The organism is Streptomyces sp. Z423-1 (genome assembly GCF_013009255.1).
Taxonomy (GTDB): domain Bacteria; phylum Actinomycetota; class Actinomycetes; order Streptomycetales; family Streptomycetaceae; genus Streptomyces; species Streptomyces gossypiisoli.
On record NZ_CP053109.1, the window covers coordinates 1,566,452 to 1,591,306 of the forward strand.

Genomic DNA, 24,855 nt, shown 5'->3' on the forward strand with positions numbered 1-24,855 from the left:
GCTGCTGTCGCGGCGCCGTCACACGCACCATGCGCTGGACGACGCCGTCGAGCAGGCGGAGCTGTTCGCCAACCTCATGGCGTGGCGACCGGCTCCATCGGCGCCGTGACCTCATCGGCCTCACGGCCCCGGCCCAGGTGGTTGAAGACCAGGTTCAGCAGGACCGCCGCCACACACCCCGTGGAGATGCCCGAGTCGAGCACGATCCGGGCGGTCTCCGGGAAGGAGTGGTAGAACTCCGGGGCCGTGATCGGGATGATGCCGACGGCGAGCGAGACGGCCACGATCAGGACGTTGTTGTCCTTGTCGAGGCCGGCCCGGACCAGGGTCTGGATGCCGCTCGCGGCGACCGAGCCGAACAGGACCACGCCCGCACCGCCGAGCACCGGGCGCGGTACGACGGCGATGAGCGAGGCGGCCATGGGGCACAGGCCCATGAGGACCAGGAAGCCGCCGCCGACGGCGACGACGTAGCGGCTGCGGATCTTCGTCATCGCGACCAGGCCGATGTTCTGGGCGAAGGCGCTGCACATGAAGCCGTTGAACAGGGGGCTGATCGCCGAGCCGAGGGTGTCGGCGCGCAGGCCCGCGGCGATGGTCTTCTCGTCGGCGGGGCGGTCGACGATCTCGCCCAGCGCCAGCATGTCCGCCGTCGACTCGGTCATCGACACCACCATCACCACGCACAGCGAGATGATCGCGGCGAGCTGGAACTGCGGGGCGCCGAAGTGGAAGGGCGTCGGGAAGCCGACGACGGCCGCCTCCGTGACCGGGCTGAAGTCCGTGACGCCCAGGGGTATCGCCACCAGCGTGCCCGCGACCAGGCCGAGCAGTACGGCGATCTGCTTGACGAAGCCCCGGGTGAAGCGGCGCAGGAGGAGGACCAGCAGCAGGGTCAGGGCGGCCAGGCCCAGGTTGGTGCCCGAGCCGTAGTCGTCCGCCGAGGGGCTCGCGCCCTGCGCCCAGCCGAAGGCCACCGGCAGCAGCGAGACGCCGATGAGGGTGATCACCGTGCCGGTGACGACCGGCGGGAAGAAGCGGACCATCTTGCTGAAGAAGGGGGCCGCCATGAAGCCCAGCAGACCTGCGACGATCACTGCGCCGAAGATGATCGGCAGCGCGTCGGACTTGTCGTCGGTGGAGGCGACGATCGCGGTCATGGGGGCGACACCGGCGAAGGTGACGCCGTTGACGAACGGCAGCCGGGCGCCGATCTTCCAGACGCCGAGGGTCTGGAGGAAGGTGGCGAGGCCCGCGGTGAACAGGCAGGCGCCGGTGAGGAAGGTCAGTTCGGTGCCGGTCAGGCCGATGGCCGCGCCGACGATCAGGGGTGGGGCGACGACGCCCGCGTACATGGCGGCGACATGTTGCAGGCCGGTCGTCGCCATTTTGAGGGCGGGGAGTTTCTCGTCGACGGGGTGGACAGCTCGCTGCTCGGGGGCGGTGGGCGGTGCGGCATCGGGCTGAGCGGCCACGGCGGCTCCTCCGGTCGGTTAACAGCACGTCGGCTCTGACGTGGGTTTCAAGGAGGTGATGCGCGGTCGTGCGGGACCGTTGAAGAGGGGACGGGAACCGTTCCGGGGCGCACACGTCCATGCGCGCGCCCCGGAGACGGCCGCCATGGACCCCGCTCGGGTCCACGGCTCCGGCCGGGAGCCGTCCCTCCCGGCCGGAGTCTTCACCGGATTCAGCCCTGGGCGGCGATCCGTGCCAGCCGCCGTGCCTCGTCCCGCGTGGAGCGGGCGATCGCGTCCTCGTCGACGTGCAGCAGCCGGCCGTTCTCGACGACCGCCTCACCGTTGACCAGGGACAGCGTGACCGGGGCCGCCGCGCCGAAGACCAGCGCGGTCACCGGGTCGGCGATGGAGGCGTGGGCGAGGGTGTCCAGCTTCCACAGCACCAGGTCGGCCAGCTTGCCGGGCTCCAGGGAGCCGATCTGGTCGGCGCGGCCGAGCACCTGGGCGCCGCCGTACGTGCCGAGCCGCAGCGCCTGACGGGCGTTGAGGGCGGCCTCGCGGTGGGCGCCGAGGCGGTTGATGAGCAGGGCGTTGCGCAGCTCGGTGTGGAGTTCGCCGGACTCGTTCGACGCGGTGCCGTCGACACCGAGGCCGACCGGGACGCCGGCGGCGAGCATGTCGGGGACGCGGGCGATACCGGCCGCGAGCCGGGCGTTGGACGAAGGACAGTGGGCGACACCGGTCTTCGTACGGGCGAAGGCGGCGATGTCGGAGTCGTTCATGTGGACGCAGTGCGCCATCCACACGTCCTCGCCGAGCCAGCCGGTGGACTCGAAGTAGTCGGTCGGGCCCATCCCGAACAGCTCGTGGCAGAACTTCTCCTCCTCCACCGTCTCCGAGCCGTGGGTGTGCAGCCGCACCCCGAGCCGGCGGGCCAGCTCGGCGCCCTCACGGAGGAGTTCGGTGGAGACGGAGAACGGGGAGCAGGGCGCGACGGCTACCTGGGTCATGGCGTCGAAGGAGGCGTCGTGGTGCTGCTTGACGGTCTCCTCGGTCGCGGCGAGCGCGCCGTCGAGGGTCTCGACGGCGAAGTCCGGCGGCAGCCCGCCGTCCTTCTCGCTGCGGTCCATGGAGCCCCGGGCGAGGGTGAAGCGGACGCCCGTCTCGCGGGCGGCGCGGATGATGGAGCCGGACAGGTCGCCGGAGCCGTGCGGGAAGACGTAGTGGTGGTCCATCGCCGTGGTGACGCCACCGCGGGCCATCATCGCGAGCGACCCCTGCGCGGCCGCGTACGTCATCTGCTCGTCGATGCGTGCCCAGACCGGGTACAGGGCGACGAGCCAGTTGAACAGGTTGTGGTCCGTGGCCATGCCCCGGGTGATCCACTGGTAGAAGTGGTGGTGGGTGTTGACCAGGCCGGGGGTCACCAGGTGGCCGGAGGCGTCGATACGGCGGACGACGTTCTCCAGGCCCTCGGGTGCCTTGCCCGAGCCGACCGCCTCGATGCGGTTGCCGGCGACGACGACGTACCCGGAGGCGTACTCGGTGTCGTCGGCGTCGACGGTCGCGATCGCACAGTTCTCGATGACGATGCGCCGGGCTGCTGCCATGATTCGTCCTTTTCGCTCAGTGGACTTTGGTGGAGAGGGCACGGCAGGACCCTAGGAGTTTTGAGTGCCGCGGCCGGGGAGCCTTCGAGCCTGCGTCTCCGCCGGCCGCGGGTGCCGAAAGTGGGGGTGGATCAGAGGTTGGTGAGGTCCACCGGGATCCTCGCCTCGCAGCCGTCCCTGAGGATGGTGGCCTCGATCAGGCCGTAGGGGCGGTCGGCGGCGAAGTACACCTCGTTGTCGTTCTTCAGCCCGAACGGCTCCAGGTCCACCAGGAAGTGGTGCTTGTTCGGGAGGGAGAAGCGGACCTCGTCGATCTCGCTGCGGTTGTTGATGATGCGTGCGCCCATCTGGTACAGCGTCTGCTGCAGCGACAGCGAGTACGTCTCGGCGAAGGCCTGGAGCATGTGCTTCTTCACCTGCTCGTAGGACTTCTCCCAGTTGGGCATCCTCTGCTCGTCGTCGCTCCAGTGGAAGCGCCAGCGGCCGGCGACCTGGGTGGCCAGGATGCGGTCGTAGGCCTCCGGGAGGGTCGTGTACTTATCCTTGACGTAGCCCCAGAACTCGGAGTTCGTCGAGTTCATCACGACGAGGTCCTTGAGGCCGGAGATGACCTCCCACGACTCGCCGTCGTAGGTGATCTGGGTCAGCCGGGTCTCCTGGCCCTTGCGGACGAACGAGTGCTTGACCTCGTCCGCGCCGATGAACCTGGAGTTGGCGTCGGAGGTCTCGATCCGCTCCCAGGCGTACTCCTCGATACGGATCCGGGCCCGGTGGATCGGCTCCTGCGAGGTGACGAAGTGGCGGGCGAGGTGGATGCCGAACTGCTCGGCGGACTCGATGCCGTACTCCTTCGCGAACGCGTACACCGTGTTCTTGGTGGTGTCGGTCGGCAGCACGTTGGCGTTGGAGCCGGAGTAGTGGACCTCGTCCATGTCGCCGCTCAGGGCCACGGATACGTTCAGGTCCTTGATGTGGTGGGTGGCGCCGTCCCGCGTGATCTTTACGACTCGGTTCTCGGCCTTGCCGTACTGGTTCTGTCCCAGGATCGTGGGCATGTGTCTGCTAGCTCCCTCGGTAAACGGAGTAGCCGAACGGGTTGAGCAGCAGCGGTACGTGGTAGTGCTCGCCCGGCACGACGGCGAACGTGATCGCCACCTCCGGGAAGAACACACCGGGTCCGCTGTCCCGATTCGCGGGGGCGTCCTGCTGCGCATCGGCTTGCTTCTTCGCGAACTTCTCGAAGTACGCCTCGACCGCGAAGTCGAGCCGTACGTGGGTGGTGCCCTCCGGCAGCGCCGGGAGGTCCTTGCACCGGCCGTCCGCGTCGGTCGCGGACCCGCCGAGCGCCTGCCAGTCCGCGTCACGCCCCGAGCGGGCGGAGAGGTGGACGGCGACGCCCTCGGCGGGGCGGCCGACGCTGGTGTCCAGGATGTGGGTGGACACGGAGGCGGTGGTGCTGGTGCTCATGTCTGATCTTCCTGTACGAGGTTGGCCAGGCGGATGCGGTTGATCCTGCCCAGCTCGGTGCGGACGATCTCCCGCTCCTGCTGCGGCGAGTTCCCGATCCGCTCCTTGACCGCGTCGCGCATCTGCTCGCCGGTGCGGCCGGTGGCGCAGATCAGGAAGACATGGCCGAACTTCTCCTGGTAGGCGAGGTTCAGTTCCAGCATCTCCGCCTTCAGCTCCTCGGAGGCGCCGGCCATGCCGCGCTGCTCCCGGGCCGAGGTCGGGTCGCCCGGCTTGGGGCGGCCGATCGGCGGGTGCCCGGCCATCGCCTCTTCGAGGTCCTCGCCGGTCAGCGCGGCCATCGCGGCGTCACTGGCGGCGTAGAGGTCCTCGGGGGTGGCGTAGGGGCGGGCGGCGAGCAGCCGGTTCGCCCAGGCCGTGGAAGCGCACGCCTCGTGGAGAGCGGCGTGGGCCGCGTGCTCCTCCAGGGCGTTGAACCGGGCCAGGCCCGGGGGCGTGGAATTCGACGTCACGGGAGCCTCCGTGGCCGCGAAGGGCCTTCGTGCTGAACGGGCGTGCCGATAGCTAACGCCCTGCGGCAACGAGACGTCAACACTTTGTTGAAAATTCGCGGTAACGGAACTGGAGCGACCCGCCTCAGACGTTCTTCTCGCGGTTGAGGTAGTTGTAGACGGTGAACCGGCTGACGCCGAGCGCGCTCGCCACCGTCTCCACGCCGTGCCGTACCGAGAAGGCGCCCCGCGCCTCCAGTATGCGCACCACCTCCTGCTTGGACTTGCGGTCCAGCTCGGACAGCGGCTTGCCCTGCTTGCGCTCCATGGCCGCGAGGATGTGGTCGAGGGAGTCGGCGAGCTGCGGCAGCCGTACGGCGACCACGTCGGCGCCCTCCCAGGCCAGCACGACATCGTCGGCGCGCGCCTCGTCCGGCGGGATGATCGTGCCGCCCATGGCGTCGACCAGCGGCTTCACCGCGGCGATGAAGGACTCGTTGCCGGTCACTTATCGCCCTCCCCTACCACGTTGACCTGGAGCGAGACCCGGGTGGCACCGGCCTGGAGCGTCCTGCGGAGCAGGGCGTCCACGGCGGTCAGCACCGCGTCGGCCGTGCCCTCGGCGGTGTTGCCGAAGGGGCCGACGTCCACGGCGTCCAGCTCGGCGGCCTCGATGACCTCGCGGGCCACCAGCGCGTGCGCGGGTGCCTCGTCGAGATCGAAGGGTTCCGTCGTGAATTCCACTTTCAGTCGCACTGTGCCCCCAGAGCCCGCCGTTGACTGCACTTTTACCCACATCACCCACCGCGAGGGCGCATCAGGGCACAACGGGGACGCATCAGTCGACTGCTGCACAGCCGCGATGCACCCCAGGCCAATCGATTTCACTGGGACGGAGCCGCTTCGTCCGCCACGAGGCGACCCTAACCGACCAGGGCATCCCTCCGCCTTACAGGAGGCCAAGCCGCCCGCGCAGCGCCATGGCCCAACAGCCGGTCGTCTCAAGCACCGTCCCAGGCACCGGTCAAGCCAGGCCCGTCTCGATGGGCTGCAGCAGCCTCTTCGGCTTGAGCAGCGCCCGGCTGACCGGATCCGGCGGGTCCAGGTTGAGCCCGGGTCCCGGTTCCATGATGACGTCCTCGACGGGTACGACGGCTGCGCAGGCGCGGCACTCGCCGTACGGCCCAAGCTCGGTGCCGCAGTCGATGTGCCGGAAGACGCGCAGTTGGTTCTCGGTGAAGTGCTCGCGGCCCCACAGTGCGAGTGAGCGCAGGGTGGGCCACAGCGCAATGCCGCGCTCAGTGATCACGTACTCGTCCCGCGGTGGCGACTGCTGGTATCGCCGCTTTTCGAGGAGCCCCTGCGCCGTCAGCATCTGGAGCCGAGCGGAGAGAACCGCGCGCGGGATGCCGAGGTGGACGAGGAAGTCGTTGTAGCGCCGGACGCCGTACAGCGCGTCACGGACGACGAGCAGTGTCCACCGCTCGCCGATGACCTCGAGCGCACGTGCGATGGAGCACTCCTGTGTCACGTAGTCCTTGCCCAGTGCCATGGCATCCACTGTAGCCGGTTGGTTCAGTGACCGAACTCACCGGCGGCACTCGGTTCAGTGAGAGAACCTAAGGCGCTACTCTGGCCGGACCAGCTCGGTTCAACTACCGAACCGACACATCAAGGCTTCGGAAGGACAGCCCATGCATCGTCTGGGCACGGCAGCCAAGACAGCCACAACCGACGTGAGGGCGCGCGCCGAAGCTTCCTCGCACCCCCGTGCCACCCTCGTCCTGACCAGCGCGGCCACGGCCGTGACGCTGATGACGTACACCGCGCCGGTGGTCACGCTCCGCGAAACCGCGGCCGCCCTGCACACCCCGCTCTCGGCGCAGGCCTGGCTGATCAACGGCACGCCGCTGGGCCTGGCCGCCCTCCTCCTGGTCGTCGGCAGCCTCGCCGACGACTACGGCCGTCGTCGGGTCTTCCTCGCCGGAACACTCACTCTCGGCATCACCACGGCCTTGGGGGCGCTGGCCTCGTCCACCTGGCTGTTCACACTGGCCCGTATCGCGCAGGGCGCGGCGAGCGCGGCGATCCTCGCGAGCAGCCTGGGCCTGCTGGTGCACGCCTTCCCGAGCCCACGCGGCCGACTGCACGCGACAGGTGTCTGGGGCGCTTTCGTCAGCGGCGGCATCGCGGTGGGCCCCCTGGTGGCGGCCGCACTGCCGAGCTGGCGGGTGGCGTACGGCGTCCTCGGCGCAGCGACGCTGGCTGTGGCGGCCCTGTCGGCGCGGATGTTGTCCGAGTCCCGCTCCCCGAGAGGTGGACGCCCCGACATCCTGGGCGCGCTGACCTTCGGGCTCGCCCTGGTCTCCCTGACCGCCGCTCTGACCCTGGGCCGTGACGGCTGGCTGCGCGCTCAGGTGGGCCTGCTGTTCCTGGCGGCCGTCCTGCTCATGGGCCTGTTCGTGCTGCTGGAACGCCGAACGCGAACCCCGATGATCGACCTGGGCCTCCTGCGCCGCCCCGGCTTCCTTGCGTCTTCCGCCGGCGGCCTGTTCACGGGCATCGCGGTGATCGGCCTCTTCAGCTACCTTCCCGTGCTCTTCCAGCAGACGCTCGGCCTATCGGCCATCGAAACGGCGTGGCTGTTCCTGCTCTGGTCGGGCTTGTCCTTCAGCGTGGCCCTGCAGGCGAAGCGCCTGGCGGGACGGATGCCGCCGCGCCACCAACTGGCCCTGGGGTTCGTCCTGAACGCAGCCGGCGTCCTGACGATGCTCGGCGCGCTCAACGCGGGCTCCTGGCACCGCCTGCTCCCCGGCTTGCTCATCAGCGGCATCGGCAGCGGCCTGCTCAACGCCGCACTGCCCCTGCTGTCGGTGGAGTCAGTGCCTGCCGCCCGGGCAGCGATGGGCTCAGGTGCCCAGCAGACGCTCCGCTACATCGGCTCCTGTGCCGGCGTCGCGCTCACGATCGCCATCGTCACGTCCTCGGGCGGCGGCCTGGGCGACGGAGCGAACGTCGCGCTGCTGATCGCGGCTGGGCTGTCGGTGGTGGCGGCCGTGGCGGTGATGGTGCTGCGGGAGCGTGCATAAGAGCCGTCACATGCCGGACATGCCGGCCGCAGCAGCAGAGCCGGGCCCCGTACAGCAGACCGACCACACCCCAGGGGCTCACAGCGCGGGCGGGGGGCCGGCGTACGAGCCTCTCGTCAGCCGGCCTGCAACTCAACGCAGCAGCACGCCGAAGACAATCGTGAAGAACGCCTCGAACGCCCGAGCCGAGCGGTCGGCTCGGGCGGCGATCAGCGCACCCTCCCACGCGCTCAGCACAAAGCGCGCCAGAGTTGATGCCTCCAGCGCCTTCGCCACCTCACCCGCCTGCTGGGCATCGGCAATGGCACAGGCGAGTGCGTCGGTCCACTCCTGGAAACCGTCTCGCACTGTCGCACGCACAGCATCACTGTGATCGGCGACCTCGACGGCAAGGTCGCCCACGAGGCAGCCCCGGTTGAATTCGGCTCGGACGCTTCCGCCGAGTGGCGCCGTAACGGTCCAGGGCTTCCTTGCTCTTGAAGTGGTTGTAGAAAGAGCCCTTCGGAGCACCGGCGGCGTCGGTGATGTCCTTCACGCCCGTTGCCGCGTATCCGCGGGCGTGGAACTGCTGAACCGCAGCAGCGATGAGGTTCTCACGCAGACTGGCTCTCGGCACAGCTGGGCCTCCTCCCGTACAAGTTGGCACCCTCAAGACGAGCGGTCACATTCAACCCAATTAAGACGACCGGTCATTATCAAAGTGAGGGATCGACGGGATCGACGGGATCGACGGGATCGACCATCCGAGACCCGCCACCGGCGGCAATACGCACCAGCAGGAGGACCTGTCATGAGTGATCTCACGGCCCATGTCATCAGGGCGCACGGCGGCCTGGACCGCTATGAGCAGTACGAGTCGGCCACCGTCGACTTCCGCTCCGGAGGGGCACTGTGGGCGGCCAAGGGCCAGGAGGGCGTATTCGACCGCGCTGCCGTCCGAGTCGACCTTCGTCGGCAGCACGCGAGTCACTACCCCTTCACCTCAGCAGGCCTGCGTACGTCCTTCACCGCCGAGCGGGTCGCCGTGGAAAGTGACCATGGCGAAGTGCGGGCCGAGCGTCTGGCGCCCCGAGATGCGTTCGCAGGTCACACTCTGGAAACCCCTTGGGACGACCTGCATGTCGCCTACTTCGCCGGTTACGCAATGTGGACGTATCTGACGTCCCCCTTCACCTTCGTCTCCCCCGGTTTCCAGACCGAGGAACTGCCTCCCGTGGCAGAGGATGGCGAGATGTGGAGCCGACTCAAAGTCACTTTCCCGGACGACATCGCCACGCACAGCCGGGAGCAGGTCTTCTACTTCGACCAGACCGGGTTGCTTCGCAGGCACGACTACACCGCAGAGGTCATCAACGCCGGCCCGGCCGCTCACTACGCCTTCGACTACGCGGAGTTCGGCGGGATCATGGTTCCCACCAAGCGACGTGTCTACCCGTTGGGGGAAGACGGTGTGGTGTTGCGCGACATCGAACTCGTCACCATCGACATCGACGACGTCAAGTTCGACTGACGTCGACAACCGTCGAGGCGTGTCCGCGCGGCCGTGTCGCAACGGGTTGGGCTTGATCCGCTTTGATGCGTCGGGGCGGCGGGACCGTGTTCTGCTGCGACGGACCGGCGGCCCCTCCCCGTAGAGCAGTCGAATGCAGTGACTGCACAGGGAGGGGCTGCACCGTGTCAGGACGGCACAGGATCACAGGCGCCAAGGGGACGGCGCTCGCGGTGGCGGCGATGGCCGCGCTGACCGCGTCGCAGGCGCCGGGGGCCACCCCGTCGGCGCGGGCCGCCGCGCCCGCCGGGCCGGAACGGGACGCCGGGCGCGGCCCGAGCGTGTCCGGGGACACCCCGTACCGCATGGAACTCCCGCCGCTGCGAGCGCGGGGGGTCGCGCTGTCGCCGGTGGGCGGCGCGCTGCCGGTGAGCGTGTTCACCGCCTACCGGCAGGCCGAGGAACGGCTCGCGCGCTCCGTGCCCGGCTGCCGGCTGCGGTGGCAGTTGCTGGCCGCCATCGGCCAGGTGGAGTCCGGTCAGGCGCGCGGCGGGCGGGTGGCCGCGGACGGCACGACGCCGGCGCCGATCCTCGGCCCACGGCTGGACGGCAACGGTTTCGCCCTCATCCGGGACAGCGACGGCGGTTCCCTCGACGGGGACACGGTGTACGACCGTGCGGTCGGCCCGATGCAGTTCATCCCGTCGACCTGGGCGGTGTGGGGCGCGGACGGCAACGGCGACGGGCGGGCCGACCCGCACAACGTCTTCGACGCGGCGCTCGCCGCCGGGCGCTACCTGTGCGCGGGCGGCCGGAACCTGTCCGCGCCCGGCGACCTGGACGCGGCGATCCTCGGCTACAACCACTCCAGGGCGTATCTGCGGACGGTCCGGGCATGGTTCGCGTACTTCCTGGAGGGCCACCGGGTCGTTCCGGACGCCGGGACGGCGGAGGGCCTCGGTCCGGAGCGCGAGGACTCCGGGCCGGTGCCGCGAGAGCCGTCGCCCACCCCGCGTACCCGTCCGACCGGCGGTGGATCCGGTACGCCGTCCCCCGCCCCGTCCCGGTCCTCCTCCCCGTCCCCGACGGCACCGCGGCCGACCCCCACCGGCCGCCCGTCCACCCGGCCCGCGCCGCCGCCCCCGCTCCCCCTGCCCGACACCGGGGCCGACCTGCCCGGCGGCGATCTGCTGCCCGCAGGCGACCCGATGGGCGCCACCCCCTCCACAAGCGTGGCTACCGGAGGGTAATGTCGCCCTCCGCCGGGCGCACGTGGCCGGCGGATGAGCGCAAAGGGGCCCTCATGGCGACGACGGACATGCCTGCGGAGATACAGGCGGCCCACGACCGGTGGGAACGCATGTGGAGCCACCGCGAGCATCTGCTCAAGGTGGCCCGCCGCAGGTCGATGTCCCTGGAGGACGCCGAGGACGCCGTGCACGAGGCGATGCTGCGCGCGGCCGAGCGCCCCGACCTGGACGACGAGCGGCTCGCCGCCTGGCTGACCACGGTGACGATCCGGCTGTGCGTCGACCGGTACCGGCAGGTCAACCGGGAGGCGGAGGTGCGCACCAGCCCGACGCTGATCGCGCCCGGTCCGGTGCCGGTCGACGAGGCGGTGTGCGACCGGGCCGAGGCCAAGTGGCTGGCCGTGCGCAGCGGGGAGCTGCCCGCGCGCCAGGCGGAGGCGCTCCGGCTGAAGTCCGAGGACCTGGACGTCGGTCAGGTCGCCGTGCGGATGGGCCTGAGCTACCGGACGGTGGAGTCGCTGCTGGCCCGGGCCCGCCGGACGCTGCGCAACTCGCTGGCCGGCACGCTCGGCCTCGCCCTGTTCCTGTGCGGCCGGGGCAGGCCGCGCGGCGCCTCGCAGGCGCAGGCCGTCGCCCTGGCGTCCACGGCGGCGACGCTGGCGGTGGCCGGATTCGTGCTGCCGTACGCCTACGACGGTGACGGGCAGGGCGCGGCACCCGGGACGTCGGTCTCCCCGTCGCCGGAGGCGTGGCAGCGACCGTCCGCCGAGGGCCCGGGTACGGCTCCGGAGGGGCGTGCGCTGCCGGACGCGCCCGCTCCGGCCGCGCCGGAGGCGGCGGTGAGGGAAACCCCGGCCGACCGGCCGCTGCTGCCGCTGTCGGTACCGTCCCTGCCGGTGGTCTCCGCGGCACCGGAAGTACCCGCTCCCGAGGTGCCCGCGGTACCTGAGGTGCCCGAGGTGACCGGCGTGCCCGACGTACCGGTGCTGCCCGGCGTCCCCGCGACCCCCGACGTGCGTGACCTCCCACAGGACCGTCCCGCCCTCCCGGAGGTTCCGGACCAGCCGAATCCGACGGACGGTCTCGAAGCACCCGTGAGTCCCCTGCCGTAACCCCCGCCCCACCGGTCCGCACCCCCGCCCCACCGGTCCGCACCCCCGGCCGACCGGTCCGCAAAAAAACTTTCGCTTCGCCGCGACGGACCCCCCGCCCCTCCCCGTAGAGCAGATGTCGAAGCTGCTCCACGGCTGAAGGGTGAACCGGATGGGTGTCGAGATCTGTGTGGAAGGGCTGACCAAGTCCTTCGGTCACCAGGTCATCTGGCAGGACGTCTCGCTGACGCTGCCCGCCGGGGAGGTCTCGGTCATGCTCGGCCCCTCCGGCACGGGCAAGTCGGTGTTCCTCAAGACGCTCGTCGGGCTGCTGAAGCCGGAGCGCGGCTCCATCACGATCCAGGGCCGTGACATCACCAAGCTGCGTGAGCACGACCTGTACGAGGTGCGGAAGCTGTTCGGCGTGCTGTTCCAGGACGGCGCGCTGTTCGGCTCGATGAACCTGTACGACAACATCGCCTTCCCGCTGCGCGAGCACACCCGCAAGCAGGAGAGCGAGATCCGGCGGATCGTGCTGGAGAAGATGGACATGGTCGGTCTGATCGGAGCCGAGGAGAAGCTGCCCGGCGAGATCTCCGGCGGGATGCGCAAGCGCGCCGGGCTGGCCCGAGCCCTCGTCCTCGACCCGGAGATCATCCTCTTCGACGAACCCGACTCCGGCCTCGACCCGGTCCGCGTCGCCTACCTCAACCAGCTCATCGTCGACCTCAACGCCCAGATCGACGCGACCTTCCTGATCGTCACGCACGACATCGCCTCGGCCCGCCAGGTCCCGGACAACATCGGGCTGCTGTTCCGCCGCGAGCTGGTGATGTTCGGCCCTCGCGACCAGCTCCTGACCAGCGACGAACCGGTCGTACGGCAGTTCCTGAACGGCCGGATGCAGGGGCCGATCGGCATGGCGGAGGAGAAGGACGCCGCCCAGGTCGAGCAGGAACTGGCCGAGATCGGCGACACCACCGATCCCCAGCACCTGACCCCCCGGCTGCTGCCCAGCCCCGGCATCAGCAGACCGCCCCGCTGGCAGGCCATCGCCGAGCGGGAGGAGGAGGTGGCCCGCGCATGAGCCTCAACCCCGTCGGCGCGCTGCGCCACTCCGGCAGTCTGTTCGCGATGGCCCTGGACGTCGTACGGACCGTCCCCAAAAGGCCGTTCCAGGTGCGGGAGTTCATCCAGCAGGCGTGGTTCATCGCGAGCGTGACCATCCTGCCGACCGCCCTGGTCTCCATTCCCTTCGGCGCGGTCATCGCCCTGCAGATCGGCAGCCTCACCCGGCAGCTCGGCGCGCAGTCGTTCTCGGGCGCGGCCTCCGTCCTCGCGGTGTTGCGCGAGGCCTCGCCGATCGTGACCGCGCTGCTGATCGCGGGCGCGGGCGGTACGGCGATCTGCGCGGACCTCGGGGCGCGGAAGATCCGCGAGGAGATCGACGCCATGCAGGTGCTGGGCATCGATCCCATCCACCGGCTGGTCGTGCCGCGCGTGCTGGCCTCGATGCTGGTGGCGGTGCTGCTCAACGGCCTGGTGTCGGTGGTCGGCGTGGCGGGCGGCTACTTCTTCAACGTGGTCCTCCAGGACGGCACACCCGGCGCGTATCTGGCCTCCTTCACGACCCTCGCCCAGCTCTCCGACCTGTGGGCGGCCGAGATCAAGGCGCTCGTCTTCGGCGCGATCGCCGCGATCGTCGCCTCCTACAAGGGACTCACCGCGAAGGGCGGCCCTAAGGGCGTGGGCGACGCGGTGAACCAGTCGGTGGTGATCACCTTCATGTTGCTGTTCGTGACCAACTTCGTGATGACCGCGGTGTACTTCCAGGTCGTCCCGCAGAAGGGCTGAGCGATGAGACTTCTCGACCGCCCACTGAAGTCCCTTGAGGACCTGGGCGCCCAGCTCTCCTTCTACGGGCGCTCGCTGGCCTGGACCGGCCGCACCCTGCGCCGCTACAAGAAGGAGATCCTGCGCCTGCTCGCCGAGGTCAGTTTCGGCCGGGGCGCGCTCGCCGTGGTCGGCGGCACGGTCGGCGTGATCGCCTTCCTGTCGTTCTTCACCGGCACGGAGGTGGGCCTCCAGGGATACGCCGCACTCAACCAGCTCGGCACGTCCAACTTCGTGGCGTTCCTGTCGGCGTACTTCAACACCCGGGAGATCGCCCCGCTGGTGGCCGGGCTCGCGCTGTCAGCGACGGTCGGCGCCGGGTTCACCGCGCAGCTCGGCGCGATGCGGATCAGCGAGGAGACCGACGCCCTGGAGGTCATGGGCGTGCCCTCGCTGCCGTTCCTGGTGACCACCCGGATGATCGCCGGGTTCGTCGCCGTGATCCCGCTGTACGTGGTCGGGCTGCTGTCGTCGTACCTCGCCGCCCGCACGATCACGACCGGCTACTACGGGCAGTCGGCGGGCACCTACGACCACTACTTCCAGCAGTACCTGCCACCGGTCGACGTGCTCTGGTCCTTCGGCAAGGTGCTGGTCTTCGCCGTGGTGATCATCCTCGTGCACTGCTTCTACGGCTACTACGCGAGCGGCGGGCCCGCGGGCGTCGGTGTCGCGGTGGGCCGGGGCGTGCGCACCTCGATCGTGGCGATCAACGTCCTCGACTTCTTCCTGTCGCTCGCGATCTGGGGCGCCAGCACGACCGTACGGATAGCGGGGTGAGCCGGGTGCGAGTGCTGAGACTTCGGTTGTACGGCGTCGTCTTCGTCGCCGTCCTCGCCCTGCTGCTGTCCCTGTCCGTCGCCGTCTACCGGCAGGCGTTCACGCCGGTCGTGCGGATCACGCTGGAGGCCGACAGCCTGGGCAACCAGCTCGACCGGCGCGCCGACGTCAAGCTGCGCGGGCTGCTGGTCGGCGAGGTGCGCGGGGTGCGCGCGGACGGGACCAAGGCCACGCTGGACATCGCGCTCAAGCCGGAGCATGTGCCGTACATCCCGGCCGATGTGCACGCGCGGCTGCTGCCCAAGACCCTGTTCGGCGAGAAGTACGTCGACCTGGTCGTGCCCGCCGGTTCCTCCGCGCGGCCGATCCGCGCCGGGGACGTGATCACCCAGGACCGCACCCGCGTCGGCATCGAGCTGCAGCAGCTGATGAACGACCTGCTGCCCCTGCTGCGGACCGTGAAGCCCGGCGAACTCAACGCCACGCTGTCCGCGTTCGCCACGGCCCTCGAAGGGCGCGGCGACCGGATCGGCGACAACCTCACGCGCGTGGAGGCGTATCTGCGCAGGCTCAACCCGCATCTGCCGTCCCTGAAGGAGGACATCGCACGGTTCGCGGACGTCGCCGAAGTGTACGGCGACGCGGCGCCCGACCTGATGCGGATCCTCCGCAACACCGTCACGACCAGCCGCACGCTGGTGGAGAAGAAGGAACAGTTGGCCGCAGCGCTCACCTCGACCACGACCACCGCCCGCACGGCGGACGGTTTCCTCGCCGCGACCGGCGACCGGCTGATCACCCTGGGCCGGGTCTCCCGGCCCACGCTGGAGCTGTTCGCCCGCTACTCGCCGGAGTACCCCTGCCTCCTGGAGGGCCTGGTCCGGCAGGAGAAGGCCTCGGAGCAGGCGTTCCGGGGCGGGAAGATGCGGATCACCCTGGAGGTCGTACGGCAGCGGCCGGCGTACGAGCCCGGCGAGGAGCCGTACTACGGCGAGCGGTCCGGCCCGAACTGCCGGAGCCTGCCCAATCCGCGCGTGCCCGCGCCGCACACCAAGCTGAACGACGGTACGTCGGAGGTGTCCGGCACCCGGGCCGAGCAGCGCGCCGTCGGCTCGCTCGTCGCGCCCGTGCTGGGCGTGCCCGCCGACGAGGTGCCGCCGGTGGCGACGCTGCTGTTCGGGCCGATGGCGCGGGGAACGGCGGTGAGCGTCGTATGAGCACCACCGGAGCGCGCACGACCGCCGCGCCGCTGATCAAGTTCAGCCTGTTCGCGCTGGTGACGATCCTGGCGACGGCCCTGCTCGCCGCCACCATCGTCAACATCTCCTTCACTCCCCGGCACACGTACCGGGCGGTGTTCAGCGACGTCACCGGCCTGGAGGAGGGCGACGACATCCGGGTGGCCGGGGTGCGGGTCGGCGAGGTCGAGGGCATCCGGATCAAGGACCGGACGCGCGCGGAGGTCACCTTCACCGTCACCGAGGACCGTCCGCTGCTCACCAGCACCGGCGCCGTGATCCGCTACCGCAACCTCGTCGGGCAGCGGTACGTCGCCCTGACCGAGGGCGCGGGCGACGGCACCCGACTGCGGCCCGGGGGCACGATCCCGCTGGCGCGGACGCAGCCCGCGCTGGACCTCAACGCGCTGCTGAACGGCTTCAAGCCGCTGTTCGCCGCGCTCAGCCCGAACGACGTCAACCAGCTGGCCACCGAGATCATCAAGACGCTCCAGGGCGAGGGCGGCACGGTCAACAGCCTGCTCGCGCACACGGCGTCGCTCACCACCACACTCGCCGACCGCGACCAGCTGATCGGCTCCGTGATCGACAACCTCAACACCGTGCTGGAGACGCTCGACGAGCGCGGCGCCCGGTTCTCCGGGCTGCTCAAGCAGCTGCGCCGGGTGATCTCGGGGCTGTCCGCCGACCGCAAGCCGATCGGCGAGTCGCTGGTGAGCATCGGCGACCTGACGGAGGCCACGTCGGGCCTGCTCGCGGACGCCCGTCCGCCGCTGAAGGACGACATCGCCGAGCTGACCGAGCTCACCGGAACGCTGAACAGGAACGAGAAGACCGTGGAGGGCGTGCTGAAGCGGCTGCCGAACAAGCTGAGCGAGCTGACGGGGACGGCGTCCTACGGCTCGTGGTTCAACTTCTACCTCTGCGACTTCGACGGCCGGATCGTGCTGCCGAAGACCCGTGAGGTGATCACGCCTCAGCTGCAGGTGGCGAGGGCGAGGTGCGCAGCATGAGGATCCCGCTGCGACACAAGCGCAGGGCTCGCCCGGAGCCGCTGGTCAAGGTGCGCGTCGAGTGGCCGAAGCTGCCGCGTCTCCGCCTCCCGCGGATCGGACGCCGACCGCGCCTTCGCCGACCGCGCCTGACCCCCTTCCGTGAGCGCAACCCCGTCACGATCGGCGCCGTCGGCCTCACCACCCTCGCGCTGCTCACCGTGGCCGCGTTCAACGCCGACTCATTGCCGGTGATCGGCGACGGCGAGACGTACAGCGCCGCCTTCGCGGAGGCGGGCGGGCTCAAGCCCGGTGACGAGGTGCGGATCGCCGGGGTCAAGGTCGGCAAGGTGCAGGAGGTCGACCTGGACGGCGACCACGTCAAGGTCACCTTCAAGATCAAGGGCGATCCCGAGTTCGGCACCGCGACCGGCGCCTCGATCCGGGTGAAGACGATCCTCGGCGCCAAGTACCTGGCCCTGCATCCCAAGGGTGCCGGGCAGTTGGCGCCCGGCAGTGAGATCCCGCTGAAGCGGACCGTCCCGGCGTACGACGTCGTGCAGGCGTTCAGCGATCTGACGACCACGACGGAGGAGGTCGACACCGAACGGCTGGCGGCGGCCCTGGACACCATCTCCACCACGTTCCAGGACTCCCCCGCCGAGGTACGGGCGTCCATCAAGGGCCTGTCGAGGATCTCCCGGACGGTCGCCTCCCGCGACAAGGCGCTGCGCGAACTCCTCGACCATGCCAACGGCGTCACCGGCGTCCTGGCCGAGCGCTCCTCGGACTTCACGGCCCTGGTCAAGGACGGCGACAAGCTGTTCAAGGAGATCAGCAGGCGGCGCGAGGCCATCCACAAGCTGCTGACGACCTCCGCGGCGCTCGGCGTCGAGCTGTCCGGCCTGGTTCAGGACAACGAGAAGGAGATCGGGCCCGCGCTGAAGGGCCTGAACCAGGTGGTGGAGATGCTGGAGCGCAACCAGTCGAGCCTGGACCGCAGCGTCGAGCTGCTCGCGCCCTACGTCCGGGTCTTCACCAACACCCTCGGCAACGGCCGCTGGTTCGACTCCTACGTCCAGAACCTGGTCGCCGCCCCGGTGGCACCGGGCACGGGAGGCTCGCGATGAGGAAACGTCTGGCGCTGCTCGTCGTACTGGCCCTGGTCGCCGGTCTCGCCTTCGTCCTGTGGCCGCGCCCCGAGAGGGTGCGGGTCACCGCCTACTTCCCGCGCACGGTCGGTATCTATCCCGGCTCGGACGTCCGGGTCCTCGGCGTCCGCGTCGGCGAGGTCAAGGCCATCACCCCGGAGGGCGGCCGGGTGCGGGTGGAGCTGGAGTACGACGCGGCGCGCAGGATTCCCGCCGACGCGCAGGCCGCGATCATCAACTCCTCAGTGGTCAGCGACCGTTACGTGCAGCTGCTGCCGGTGTACCGCGAGGGTCCGGTGCTCCGGGACGGTGCCGTCATCCCCGAGTCGCGCACGGCCGTGCCGGTCGAGCTGGACCGGATCTTCGACAGCCTGCACACCACGGCCGAGGCACTCGGCCCCGAGGGCGCCAACCAGGACGGCTCGCTGTCCCGGCTGCTCGGGGTGAGCGCGCAGAACCTCGACGGTCAGGGCGAGAACATCCACCAGATGGTGAAGGACCTCTCGGAGGCGGTCACCACGCTGTCCGACGGGCGAGGTGACCTGTTCGGGACCGTGCAGAACCTGCAGGTGTTCACGGCGGCGCTGGCGGCGGACGACAGGAGCGTGCGGTCGTTCAACACCAGCCTCGCCCAGGTGGCGGAGCAGCTCGCCGGGGAGCGCAAGGACCTCGCGGCGGCGCTGCGCAACCTCGGCGCCGCCCTCGGTGACGTGTCCGCGTTCGTGAAGAACAACAAGAAGTCGCTGACCTCGAACGTGAAGGGCCTCAGCAAGGTGACCAAGGTCCTCGTCGCCCAACGGGCGGCGCTGGAGGAGCTGCTGGAGGTCGCGCCCACGGGTCTGTCGAACCTCCAGAACGCCTACAACGCCTCCTCCGGCACCCTCGACACCCGCAACAATCCGCAGCACCCGCAGGATCCGGCCGCCCTGCTGTGTTCCGTGCTGCGCACCACCGGCGAGCGGGCCGACTGCGCGGAGCTGGAGAAGCTCTTCGACTCGCTGCCCGAGGTGCCGACCGCGCCCGCCGTGCCGGGCACGGGCACGGTCGACCGGACGCTCGGCGGCATCCTGGAGGGCGCCGCATGAGCGGGCTGCGCAGATGCGCGTGGGTGGCGGCCGGTTCGCTGCTGCTGTCCGGCTGCGAGTTCAACGGCTGGTACGACGTCGACCTGCCCGGCGGCGCCGCCGCGGACGGCCGGGCGTACCGCGTCACCGTCGAGTTCCGCGACGTTCTCGATCTGGTCCCGCAGTCGGCGGTGAAGGTCAACAACGTGACCGTGGGCGCGGTCGAGAAGGTCGAGCTGGACGGCTGGCACGCGCGCGTACGGCTGCGGGTCGCCGACTCGGTGAAGCTGCCCGCCAACGCGGTCGCCGAGCTGAGGCAGACCAGCATGCTCGGCGAGAAGTACGTCGCCCTGTCCGCCCCGCCCGGCACGGCGCCTGTGGGCCGGCTGCGCGACGGCGACCGCGTCCCGCTCAGCCGCAGCGGCCGCAACCCGGAGATCGAGGAGGTGCTGTCCGCCCTGTCCGCGCTGCTCAACGGCGGTGGGGTGGCCCAGCTCAAGACGATCACCGTGGAGCTGAACAAGGCCCTGGAAGGGCGCGAGAACCGGGTCAAGTCCCTGCTCGGGGAACTGGACACGTTCCTCGGCGGCCTGGACGAGCAGCGCCGGGACATCGTCCGCGCGATCGAGGCCGTCGACCGGCTCGCGGGGCGGCTCGGGAAGGAGAAGAGGACGATCGCCACGGCCGTCGACACGATGCCGCCCGCGCTGAAGGTGCTCGCCGACCAGCGGCGCGATCTGACGAGGATGCTCACCGCCCTGTCGAAGCTCGGCACCACCGGCACGAAGGTGATCAAGGCCTCCCGGGACGACACCATCGCCAACCTCAAGCAGCTGCGCCCGATCCTGAAGCAGCTGAACAAGGCCGGCGACGACCTTCCCAACTCCCTTGAGCTGCTGACCACTTACCCCTTCCCGCGCAATGCGGTGGACGCCATCAAGGGCGACTACGTGAACCTGAGCGTCACCGCGGACCTCGATTTCGCGAGCCTCTACGGCAACCTCACGGACGAACCGGAGGACGGCGACGGGGACGGGGGCGGCACTCCCGAGGCACCCGGCCTTCCGGATCTGCCCGACGTGCCGGATGTCCCCGGTGTCCCGGACCTGCCGGGCGTGCCGACGCCCACGCCCGGGGTTCCCGAGGCGCCGGCCGCCCCCTCGGCCCCGTCCGGAGACCTGCTGTGCCCGCCGGTGTGCACGGCCGCCTACGGCACCGGCCAGGACCTGCCGCCGGGCATCGACCTGGCGCTCGCGGAACTGCTGCTGAAGGGGATACAGCCGTGATCACACGTACGGTCAAGGCCCAGCTGGTCGCCTTCGCCACCGTCACCGCCGTCGGTGTGTCGTACGTCGGCGCCGAGTACACCGGGCTCGTGGACAGCGTGCTCGGCCGCGGCTACACCGTGCGGGCCGACTTCGCCGCCTCCGGGGGCATCTTCACCGGCGCCGAGGTCACCTACCGCGGGGTGCCGGTGGGCCGGGTCGGGGCGCTGCGGCTGACCGGTGCCGGTGGGGTCTCGGTCGCGCTGGACATCGAGGACGGGGCGCCACGCATCCCGGCGGACACCCTCGCCGTGGTGGCCAACCGTTCGGCGGTGGGCGAGCAGTACGTCGACCTCCAGCCGCGCGGGTCCGGTGGGCCGTACCTGCTGGACGGCAGCACGATCCCGCGTGGCAGCACGCGCGTTCCGCTGCCGACCACGGATCTCGTCCTCAGCCTCGACCGGCTGGTCAATTCGGTCGGCAAGGACGATCTGCGGGTCACCGTCGACGAGTTGGGCGAGGCCTTCGCCGGTACCGGCCCGCACTTGAGCAGGCTCGTCGACTCGGGCAACGCGCTCGTCGAGTCGGCGTCCGAGTCGCTGCCCGAGACGATCGCGCTGATCGAGGACTCCCGGAAGGTGCTGAAGACACAGACCGACCAGGGCTCGTCCATCAAGGCGTTCTCGCGTGATCTGGCGCTGCTCACCGCGGAGTTGAAGTCGAGCGACGGGGACCTGCGCAAACTCATCGGCAACGCGAAACCGGCCGCCGTCGAGCTCAACTCGCTGCTGAAGTCGATCGAGCCGCGGCTGTCGGTGCTGCTGGCCAACCTGATCAGCGGCGGACAGGTCACGCTCGCCCGGCTGCCGGGCGTGGAGCAGGCCCTGGTCACCTTCCCGGTGGTGGTCGCGGGTAGCTACACGGTCGTACCCGGCGACGGCACCACCCACTTCGGACTGGTGACGAACGCCGACCACCCGCCCGCCTGCACCCAGGGCTACGGCGGCACCGCCCAGCGCGACCCGGCCGACACCAGCACACGCGAGCCGAACACCGACGCGCGCTGCACGGCCCCGCGCGGCAGCGCCACCTCGGTGCGCGGCGCGCAGAACGCCCCCGGCGCGTCGTCCGGCGCCGGGGGCGCCGACCGGGCGGCGTACGTGACGCCGTACGACCCGGAGACCGGCGGCTTCACCGGCCCGGACGGAACGCCCGTCGAGATCGGCTCGACGGGCGGCCAGCAGACCGTCTTCGGAAAGGAGTCGTGGCAATGGCTGCTCGTCGGACCAATGGCATGAGCGGGAAGGTGTTCCAGGCGCTCCGGAGTCTGCTCACCCGGGCCGGACGCTCAAGGGCCGTGTCGGTGGGGCTCGTCATGGCGACCGTCCTCAGCACCGCGTCGGCGCTCTGGCTGAGCTTCAGGCTCTACGAGCAGCGCGAGGCGGAGCAGCGCCGCCAGGACATCCTGGCGGCGGCCCGCCAGTCGGCGCTGAACTTCACCTCGCTCGACTACCGGCGTTACGACCGGGACAGCGCCAACGTGCTCAAGGGCGCGACCGGTGACTTCAAGAAGGAGTTCGCCGCGCAGACCGAGCAGCTGACCGAGCTGGTCGCGCAGAACAAGTCCGTGTCCGAGGGGCAGGTCCTCGACGCGGGCATCGTCCGCTCCGACGAGCGCTCGGCCCGCGTGCTCGTGGTGGCCGACAGCAAGGTGACCAACACCGCCGTGCCCAAGGGGGAGGCGCGCACCTACCGGCTGCAACTCGACCTGGTCCATGAGGACGGCCGCTGGCTGACCTCCGACGTCGAGTTCGTGGGCTGACCCGATCCAGTGAGGAGGAAGACCGTGGCGAAACCCACCACCCGAGGACGCGGCTCCGCAACCCCGGCCCGCCGCACGATGACGGCGGCGGCCCGCGCCGCGGCCAAGCGGGCGGAGCGCAGCCCTGCCACCGCCGTGGCCGAGCGCGCGGAGCGGGGCCCTGCGGCAAAGGCGCCGGCGGCCGGGCGCACGGTTGTCATCGAGCCGCCGGACGGCTGGGACGACCCGCCGGAGCCGTCGCCCGAGGACTTCGCGGAGGACACCCCGCGGGGGAAGGACGTGCGGCGCTCCCGGCGAGGACTGCGGGCCGCGCTCCTGTCCGTCCTGCTGGTGGCGAGCCTGGTCGCCGCCGCCGTACTCGCGACCCACTACCGGGACGGCGTACGGGCCGGCGAGGCGCGGGCGGAGGCGCTCGCGGCCGCGCGGAAGGCGGCGCCCGTCGTGCTGTCGTACGACTACCGCCACCTGGACCGGGACTTCGCCGCGGCGCGCGCCCATCTCACGGGGAAGTTCCGCGACGAGTACCAGAAGACCACCCAGGCCGTGGTCGGGCCCACGGCGAAGAAGTACGACGGCGTGGTGAAGGCGACGGTCGCCGAGCCTGCCGACGGAGGCGCCCCGGCGGCCTCCGTCGTGTCGGCCTCGGCGGACAACGCCGTGGTGCTGCTCTTCGTCAACCAGGTCACCACGAGCACCCAGGTCACCGGATCCCGCGTGGACCTGAACCGGGTGCGGATGACGATGACCCGCACGTCCGAGGGCTGGAAGGTGAGCGCCGTCGACGCGCTCTGAGCCACCGTCTCCCCAGCGCCCCCGCGCCACGCGCGCGGGGGCGCTTTTTTGTCGGCCGCTCTTGACAGCCCTCACCCACCCCGGGCAGTCTTCCATTAAGCAGAAAGCAACTTCCGCAATACGGAATAACGCGCAGCGCAGAGCAGGAAGGGAGCGCCGACCCCCGATGGGATTCGCAGACCAGCGCTTCAACGTCAACCTGTCGATCCTCTTCACGGAACTCCCGCTCCTGGAGCGCCCGGCCGCGGCCGCCGCGGCCGGCTTCACCGCGGTCGAGCTGTGGTGGCCCTGGGTCGACTCCCCCACCCCCGAGCGGTCCGAGCTCGACGCCCTGAAGCAGGCGATCGAGGACGCGGGCGTCCAGCTCACCGGCCTGAACTTCTACGCCGGACAGCTCCCCGGCCCGGACCGCGGCGCCCTGTCGGTTCCCGGCGAGGAGTCGGAGCGGTTCCGCGCGAACATCGACGTGGCCGCCGGCTTCGCCGCCTCCCTCGGCTGCAAGGCGCTCAACGCGCTCTACGGCAACCGCGTCGAGGGCGTCGACCCGGCCGAGCAGGACGCGCTCGCGCTGGACAACCTGGTCCTCGCGGCCCGCGCCGCCGACCGGATCGGCGCGATCCTGCTGATCGAGGCCCTCAACAAGCCCGAGTCGCCGCTGTACCCGCTGGTGTCGGCACCGGCCGCGATCGGCATCGTCGACAAGGTCAACCAGGCGACCGGCCTCGGCAACGCGCGGTTCCTGATGGACCTCTACCACCTGTCGATGAACGGCGAGGACCTGCCGCAGGTGATCGAGCAGTACGCGGCGAAGACCGGCCACGTGCAGATCGCCGACAACCCGGGACGCGGAGCGCCCGGCACGGGCTCGCTGCCCCTCGAAGACCTCCTCGACCAGCTGAAGAAGGCGGGTTACGACGGCTGGGTCGGCCTCGAGTACAAGCCGGGCGACCGCCCGAGCGCCGAGGCCTTCGACTGGCTGTCCCGCTGACCCCGCACCGAAAGGCACCCCCAACATGAGCACCCTTCCCAAGATCTCCTGGATCGGCCTCGGCATCATGGGCTCCCCCATGTCCGAGAACCTGATCAAGGCGGGCTACGAGGTCACCGGCTACACCCTGGAGCAGGAGAAGCTGGACCGGCTGGCCGCCGCGGGCGGCACCGCCGCCTCCTCCATCGCCGAGGCCGTCCGGGACGCCGACGTGATCATCACGATGGTGCCCGCGTCGCCGCAGGTCGAGGCCATCGCGTACGGCCCGGACGGCATCCTGGAGAACGCGAGGTCGGGCGCGCTGCTGATCGACATGTCCTCGATCACGCCGCAGACCTCCGTCGACCTGGCCGCCGCCGCCCGCGACAAGGGCATCCGGGTGCTGGACGCGCCGGTGTCCGGCGGTGAGGCCGGCGCCATCGAGGCCGTGCTGTCCATCATGGTCGGCGGCGCGCAGGCCGACTTCGACCAGGCGAAGCCGATCTTCGAGGCGCTGGGCAGGACCATCGTGCTGTGCGGTCCGCACGGCTCCGGTCAGACCGTGAAGGCCGCCAACCAGCTGATCGTCGCCGTGAACATCCAGGCGTGCGCCGAGGCCGTGGTCTTCCTGGAGAAGTCCGGCGTGGACCTGAAGGCGGCCCTCGACGTCCTCAACGGCGGCCTCGCGGGCTCGACCGTGCTGACCCGCAAGAAGGACAACTTCCTGAACCGGGACTTCAAGCCGGGCTTCCGGATCGACCTGCACCACAAGGACATGGGCATCGTCACCGACGCGGCCCGCAACGTCGGCGCGGCACTGCCGGTCGGCGCCGTGGTCGCCCAGCTGGTGGCCTCCCTGCGCACGCAGGGCGACGGGGGCCTGGACCACTCGGCCCTGCTGCGGTCCGTGGAGCGCCTGTCGGGCGCCCGGGTCTGACCCCTTCGAG

Annotated in this window: 26 protein-coding genes; 17 read left to right on the forward strand and 9 right to left on the reverse strand. The window is 70.5% G+C overall.

Annotation, left to right across the window (positions count from 1 at the left end):
- Positions 1 to 74 precede the first annotated feature (74 nt).
- The 8 genes from HJD23_RS07325 to HJD23_RS07360 form a co-directional block, all read right to left on the reverse strand.
- Positions 75 to 1,475: a nucleobase:cation symporter-2 family protein gene (locus tag HJD23_RS07325; protein ID WP_277347771.1), complete on the reverse strand. Its 1,401-nt coding sequence runs from the start codon at positions 1,473 to 1,475 to the stop codon at positions 75 to 77.
- A 212-nt stretch (positions 1,476 to 1,687) separates the two neighbouring features.
- Entirely contained in the window at positions 1,688 to 3,067 is a 1,380-nt protein-coding gene (locus tag HJD23_RS07330) for an 8-oxoguanine deaminase (RefSeq protein ID WP_171116900.1), read from the reverse strand.
- Positions 3,068 to 3,198: 131 nt separating this feature from the next.
- Complete coding sequence (pucL, locus tag HJD23_RS07335; protein WP_171116902.1) at positions 3,199 to 4,122, reverse strand: factor-independent urate hydroxylase; 924 nt, start codon at positions 4,120 to 4,122, stop codon at positions 3,199 to 3,201.
- Positions 4,123 to 4,129: 7 nt separating this feature from the next.
- The gene (uraH, locus tag HJD23_RS07340; protein WP_171116904.1) at positions 4,130 to 4,534 is read right to left on the reverse strand and encodes a hydroxyisourate hydrolase; all 405 of its coding nucleotides are present in this window, start codon (positions 4,532 to 4,534) and stop codon (positions 4,130 to 4,132) included.
- Positions 4,531 to 5,046, reverse strand: coding sequence for a 2-oxo-4-hydroxy-4-carboxy-5-ureidoimidazoline decarboxylase (gene uraD / locus HJD23_RS07345; protein WP_171116907.1), 516 nt, complete (start codon positions 5,044 to 5,046; stop codon positions 4,531 to 4,533). The genes uraH and uraD overlap by 4 nt, the downstream gene beginning before the upstream one ends.
- Before the next feature lie 124 nt (positions 5,047 to 5,170).
- The gene (locus tag HJD23_RS07350; protein WP_171116909.1) at positions 5,171 to 5,533 is read right to left on the reverse strand and encodes a helix-turn-helix domain-containing protein; all 363 of its coding nucleotides are present in this window, start codon (positions 5,531 to 5,533) and stop codon (positions 5,171 to 5,173) included.
- Positions 5,530 to 5,781 (reverse strand): thiamine-binding protein, encoded by a 252-nt coding sequence (locus tag HJD23_RS07355; protein WP_171116911.1) that lies wholly within the window; start codon positions 5,779 to 5,781, stop codon positions 5,530 to 5,532. Before HJD23_RS07355 ends, HJD23_RS07350 begins: the two co-directional genes overlap by 4 nt.
- Before the next feature lie 268 nt (positions 5,782 to 6,049).
- Complete coding sequence (locus HJD23_RS07360; protein ID WP_171116913.1) at positions 6,050 to 6,577, reverse strand: helix-turn-helix domain-containing protein; 528 nt, start codon at positions 6,575 to 6,577, stop codon at positions 6,050 to 6,052.
- 142 nt (positions 6,578 to 6,719) lie between these two features.
- Here HJD23_RS07360 and HJD23_RS07365 point away from each other — a divergent pair, with 142 nt between their 5' ends.
- The gene (locus HJD23_RS07365; RefSeq protein ID WP_171116915.1) at positions 6,720 to 8,114 is read left to right on the forward strand and encodes an MFS transporter; all 1,395 of its coding nucleotides are present in this window, start codon (positions 6,720 to 6,722) and stop codon (positions 8,112 to 8,114) included.
- 132 nt (positions 8,115 to 8,246) lie between these two features.
- On the opposite strand, the gene HJD23_RS07370 is transcribed toward HJD23_RS07365, so the two are convergent.
- A complete protein-coding gene (locus HJD23_RS07370; RefSeq protein ID WP_197972642.1) occupies positions 8,247 to 8,624 on the reverse strand; it encodes a TetR family transcriptional regulator C-terminal domain-containing protein in 378 nt (125 codons plus the stop codon).
- Between the two features lie 280 nt (positions 8,625 to 8,904).
- On the opposite strand from HJD23_RS07370, the gene HJD23_RS07380 reads away from it, so the two are divergent.
- From HJD23_RS07380 to HJD23_RS07455, 16 genes are all read left to right on the forward strand, one after another.
- The gene (locus HJD23_RS07380; RefSeq protein WP_171116920.1) at positions 8,905 to 9,624 is read left to right on the forward strand and encodes a hypothetical protein; all 720 of its coding nucleotides are present in this window, start codon (positions 8,905 to 8,907) and stop codon (positions 9,622 to 9,624) included.
- 221 nt (positions 9,625 to 9,845) lie between these two features.
- The gene (locus HJD23_RS07385) at positions 9,846 to 10,853 is read left to right on the forward strand and encodes a lytic transglycosylase domain-containing protein (protein WP_171119059.1); all 1,008 of its coding nucleotides are present in this window, start codon (positions 9,846 to 9,848) and stop codon (positions 10,851 to 10,853) included.
- Positions 10,854 to 10,906: 53 nt separating this feature from the next.
- On the forward strand, positions 10,907 to 11,965 hold the full coding sequence (locus HJD23_RS07390; RefSeq protein WP_171116922.1) for a sigma-70 family RNA polymerase sigma factor: 1,059 nt from the start codon (positions 10,907 to 10,909) through the stop codon (positions 11,963 to 11,965).
- A gap of 151 nt (positions 11,966 to 12,116) precedes the next feature.
- On the forward strand, positions 12,117 to 13,031 hold the full coding sequence (locus HJD23_RS07395; protein ID WP_171116924.1) for an ABC transporter ATP-binding protein: 915 nt from the start codon (positions 12,117 to 12,119) through the stop codon (positions 13,029 to 13,031).
- Positions 13,028 to 13,798, forward strand: a complete 771-nt coding sequence (locus HJD23_RS07400) for an ABC transporter permease (protein ID WP_171116926.1) — start codon at positions 13,028 to 13,030, stop codon at positions 13,796 to 13,798. The genes HJD23_RS07395 and HJD23_RS07400 overlap by 4 nt, the downstream gene beginning before the upstream one ends.
- Positions 13,799 to 13,801: 3 nt before the next feature.
- Positions 13,802 to 14,617, forward strand: coding sequence for an ABC transporter permease (locus HJD23_RS07405; protein WP_171116928.1), 816 nt, complete (start codon positions 13,802 to 13,804; stop codon positions 14,615 to 14,617).
- 5 nt (positions 14,618 to 14,622) lie between these two features.
- Positions 14,623 to 15,834 carry an MCE family protein gene (locus HJD23_RS07410; protein ID WP_171119061.1) on the forward strand — a complete coding sequence of 404 codons (1,212 nt, stop codon included), beginning with the start codon at positions 14,623 to 14,625 and terminating at the stop codon, positions 15,832 to 15,834.
- Positions 15,831 to 16,868: an MlaD family protein gene (locus HJD23_RS07415; protein WP_171116930.1), complete on the forward strand. Its 1,038-nt coding sequence runs from the start codon at positions 15,831 to 15,833 to the stop codon at positions 16,866 to 16,868. Before HJD23_RS07410 ends, HJD23_RS07415 begins: the two co-directional genes overlap by 4 nt.
- 128 nt (positions 16,869 to 16,996) lie before the next feature.
- Positions 16,997 to 17,977: an MCE family protein gene (locus tag HJD23_RS07420; RefSeq protein ID WP_232107776.1), complete on the forward strand. Its 981-nt coding sequence runs from the start codon at positions 16,997 to 16,999 to the stop codon at positions 17,975 to 17,977.
- Positions 17,974 to 19,083: an MCE family protein gene (locus HJD23_RS07425; RefSeq protein WP_171116934.1), complete on the forward strand. Its 1,110-nt coding sequence runs from the start codon at positions 17,974 to 17,976 to the stop codon at positions 19,081 to 19,083. Before HJD23_RS07420 ends, HJD23_RS07425 begins: the two co-directional genes overlap by 4 nt.
- Positions 19,080 to 20,348 (forward strand): MCE family protein, encoded by a 1,269-nt coding sequence (locus HJD23_RS07430; RefSeq protein WP_171116936.1) that lies wholly within the window; start codon positions 19,080 to 19,082, stop codon positions 20,346 to 20,348. The genes HJD23_RS07425 and HJD23_RS07430 overlap by 4 nt, the downstream gene beginning before the upstream one ends.
- Positions 20,345 to 21,625, forward strand: coding sequence for an MlaD family protein (locus tag HJD23_RS07435; protein WP_171116938.1), 1,281 nt, complete (start codon positions 20,345 to 20,347; stop codon positions 21,623 to 21,625). The genes HJD23_RS07430 and HJD23_RS07435 overlap by 4 nt, the downstream gene beginning before the upstream one ends.
- Positions 21,598 to 22,149, forward strand: a complete 552-nt coding sequence (locus tag HJD23_RS07440; protein ID WP_171116940.1) for a hypothetical protein — start codon at positions 21,598 to 21,600, stop codon at positions 22,147 to 22,149. Before HJD23_RS07435 ends, HJD23_RS07440 begins: the two co-directional genes overlap by 28 nt.
- A 24-nt stretch (positions 22,150 to 22,173) precedes the next feature.
- Positions 22,174 to 22,941, forward strand: a complete 768-nt coding sequence (locus HJD23_RS07445) for a hypothetical protein (RefSeq protein WP_171116942.1) — start codon at positions 22,174 to 22,176, stop codon at positions 22,939 to 22,941.
- Positions 22,942 to 23,107: 166 nt separating this feature from the next.
- Positions 23,108 to 23,929: a TIM barrel protein gene (locus HJD23_RS07450; RefSeq protein WP_171116944.1), complete on the forward strand. Its 822-nt coding sequence runs from the start codon at positions 23,108 to 23,110 to the stop codon at positions 23,927 to 23,929.
- A 25-nt stretch (positions 23,930 to 23,954) separates the two neighbouring features.
- Positions 23,955 to 24,845, forward strand: coding sequence for a 2-hydroxy-3-oxopropionate reductase (locus tag HJD23_RS07455; protein ID WP_171116946.1), 891 nt, complete (start codon positions 23,955 to 23,957; stop codon positions 24,843 to 24,845).
- The last annotated feature ends 10 nt before the right edge of the window (positions 24,846 to 24,855 follow it).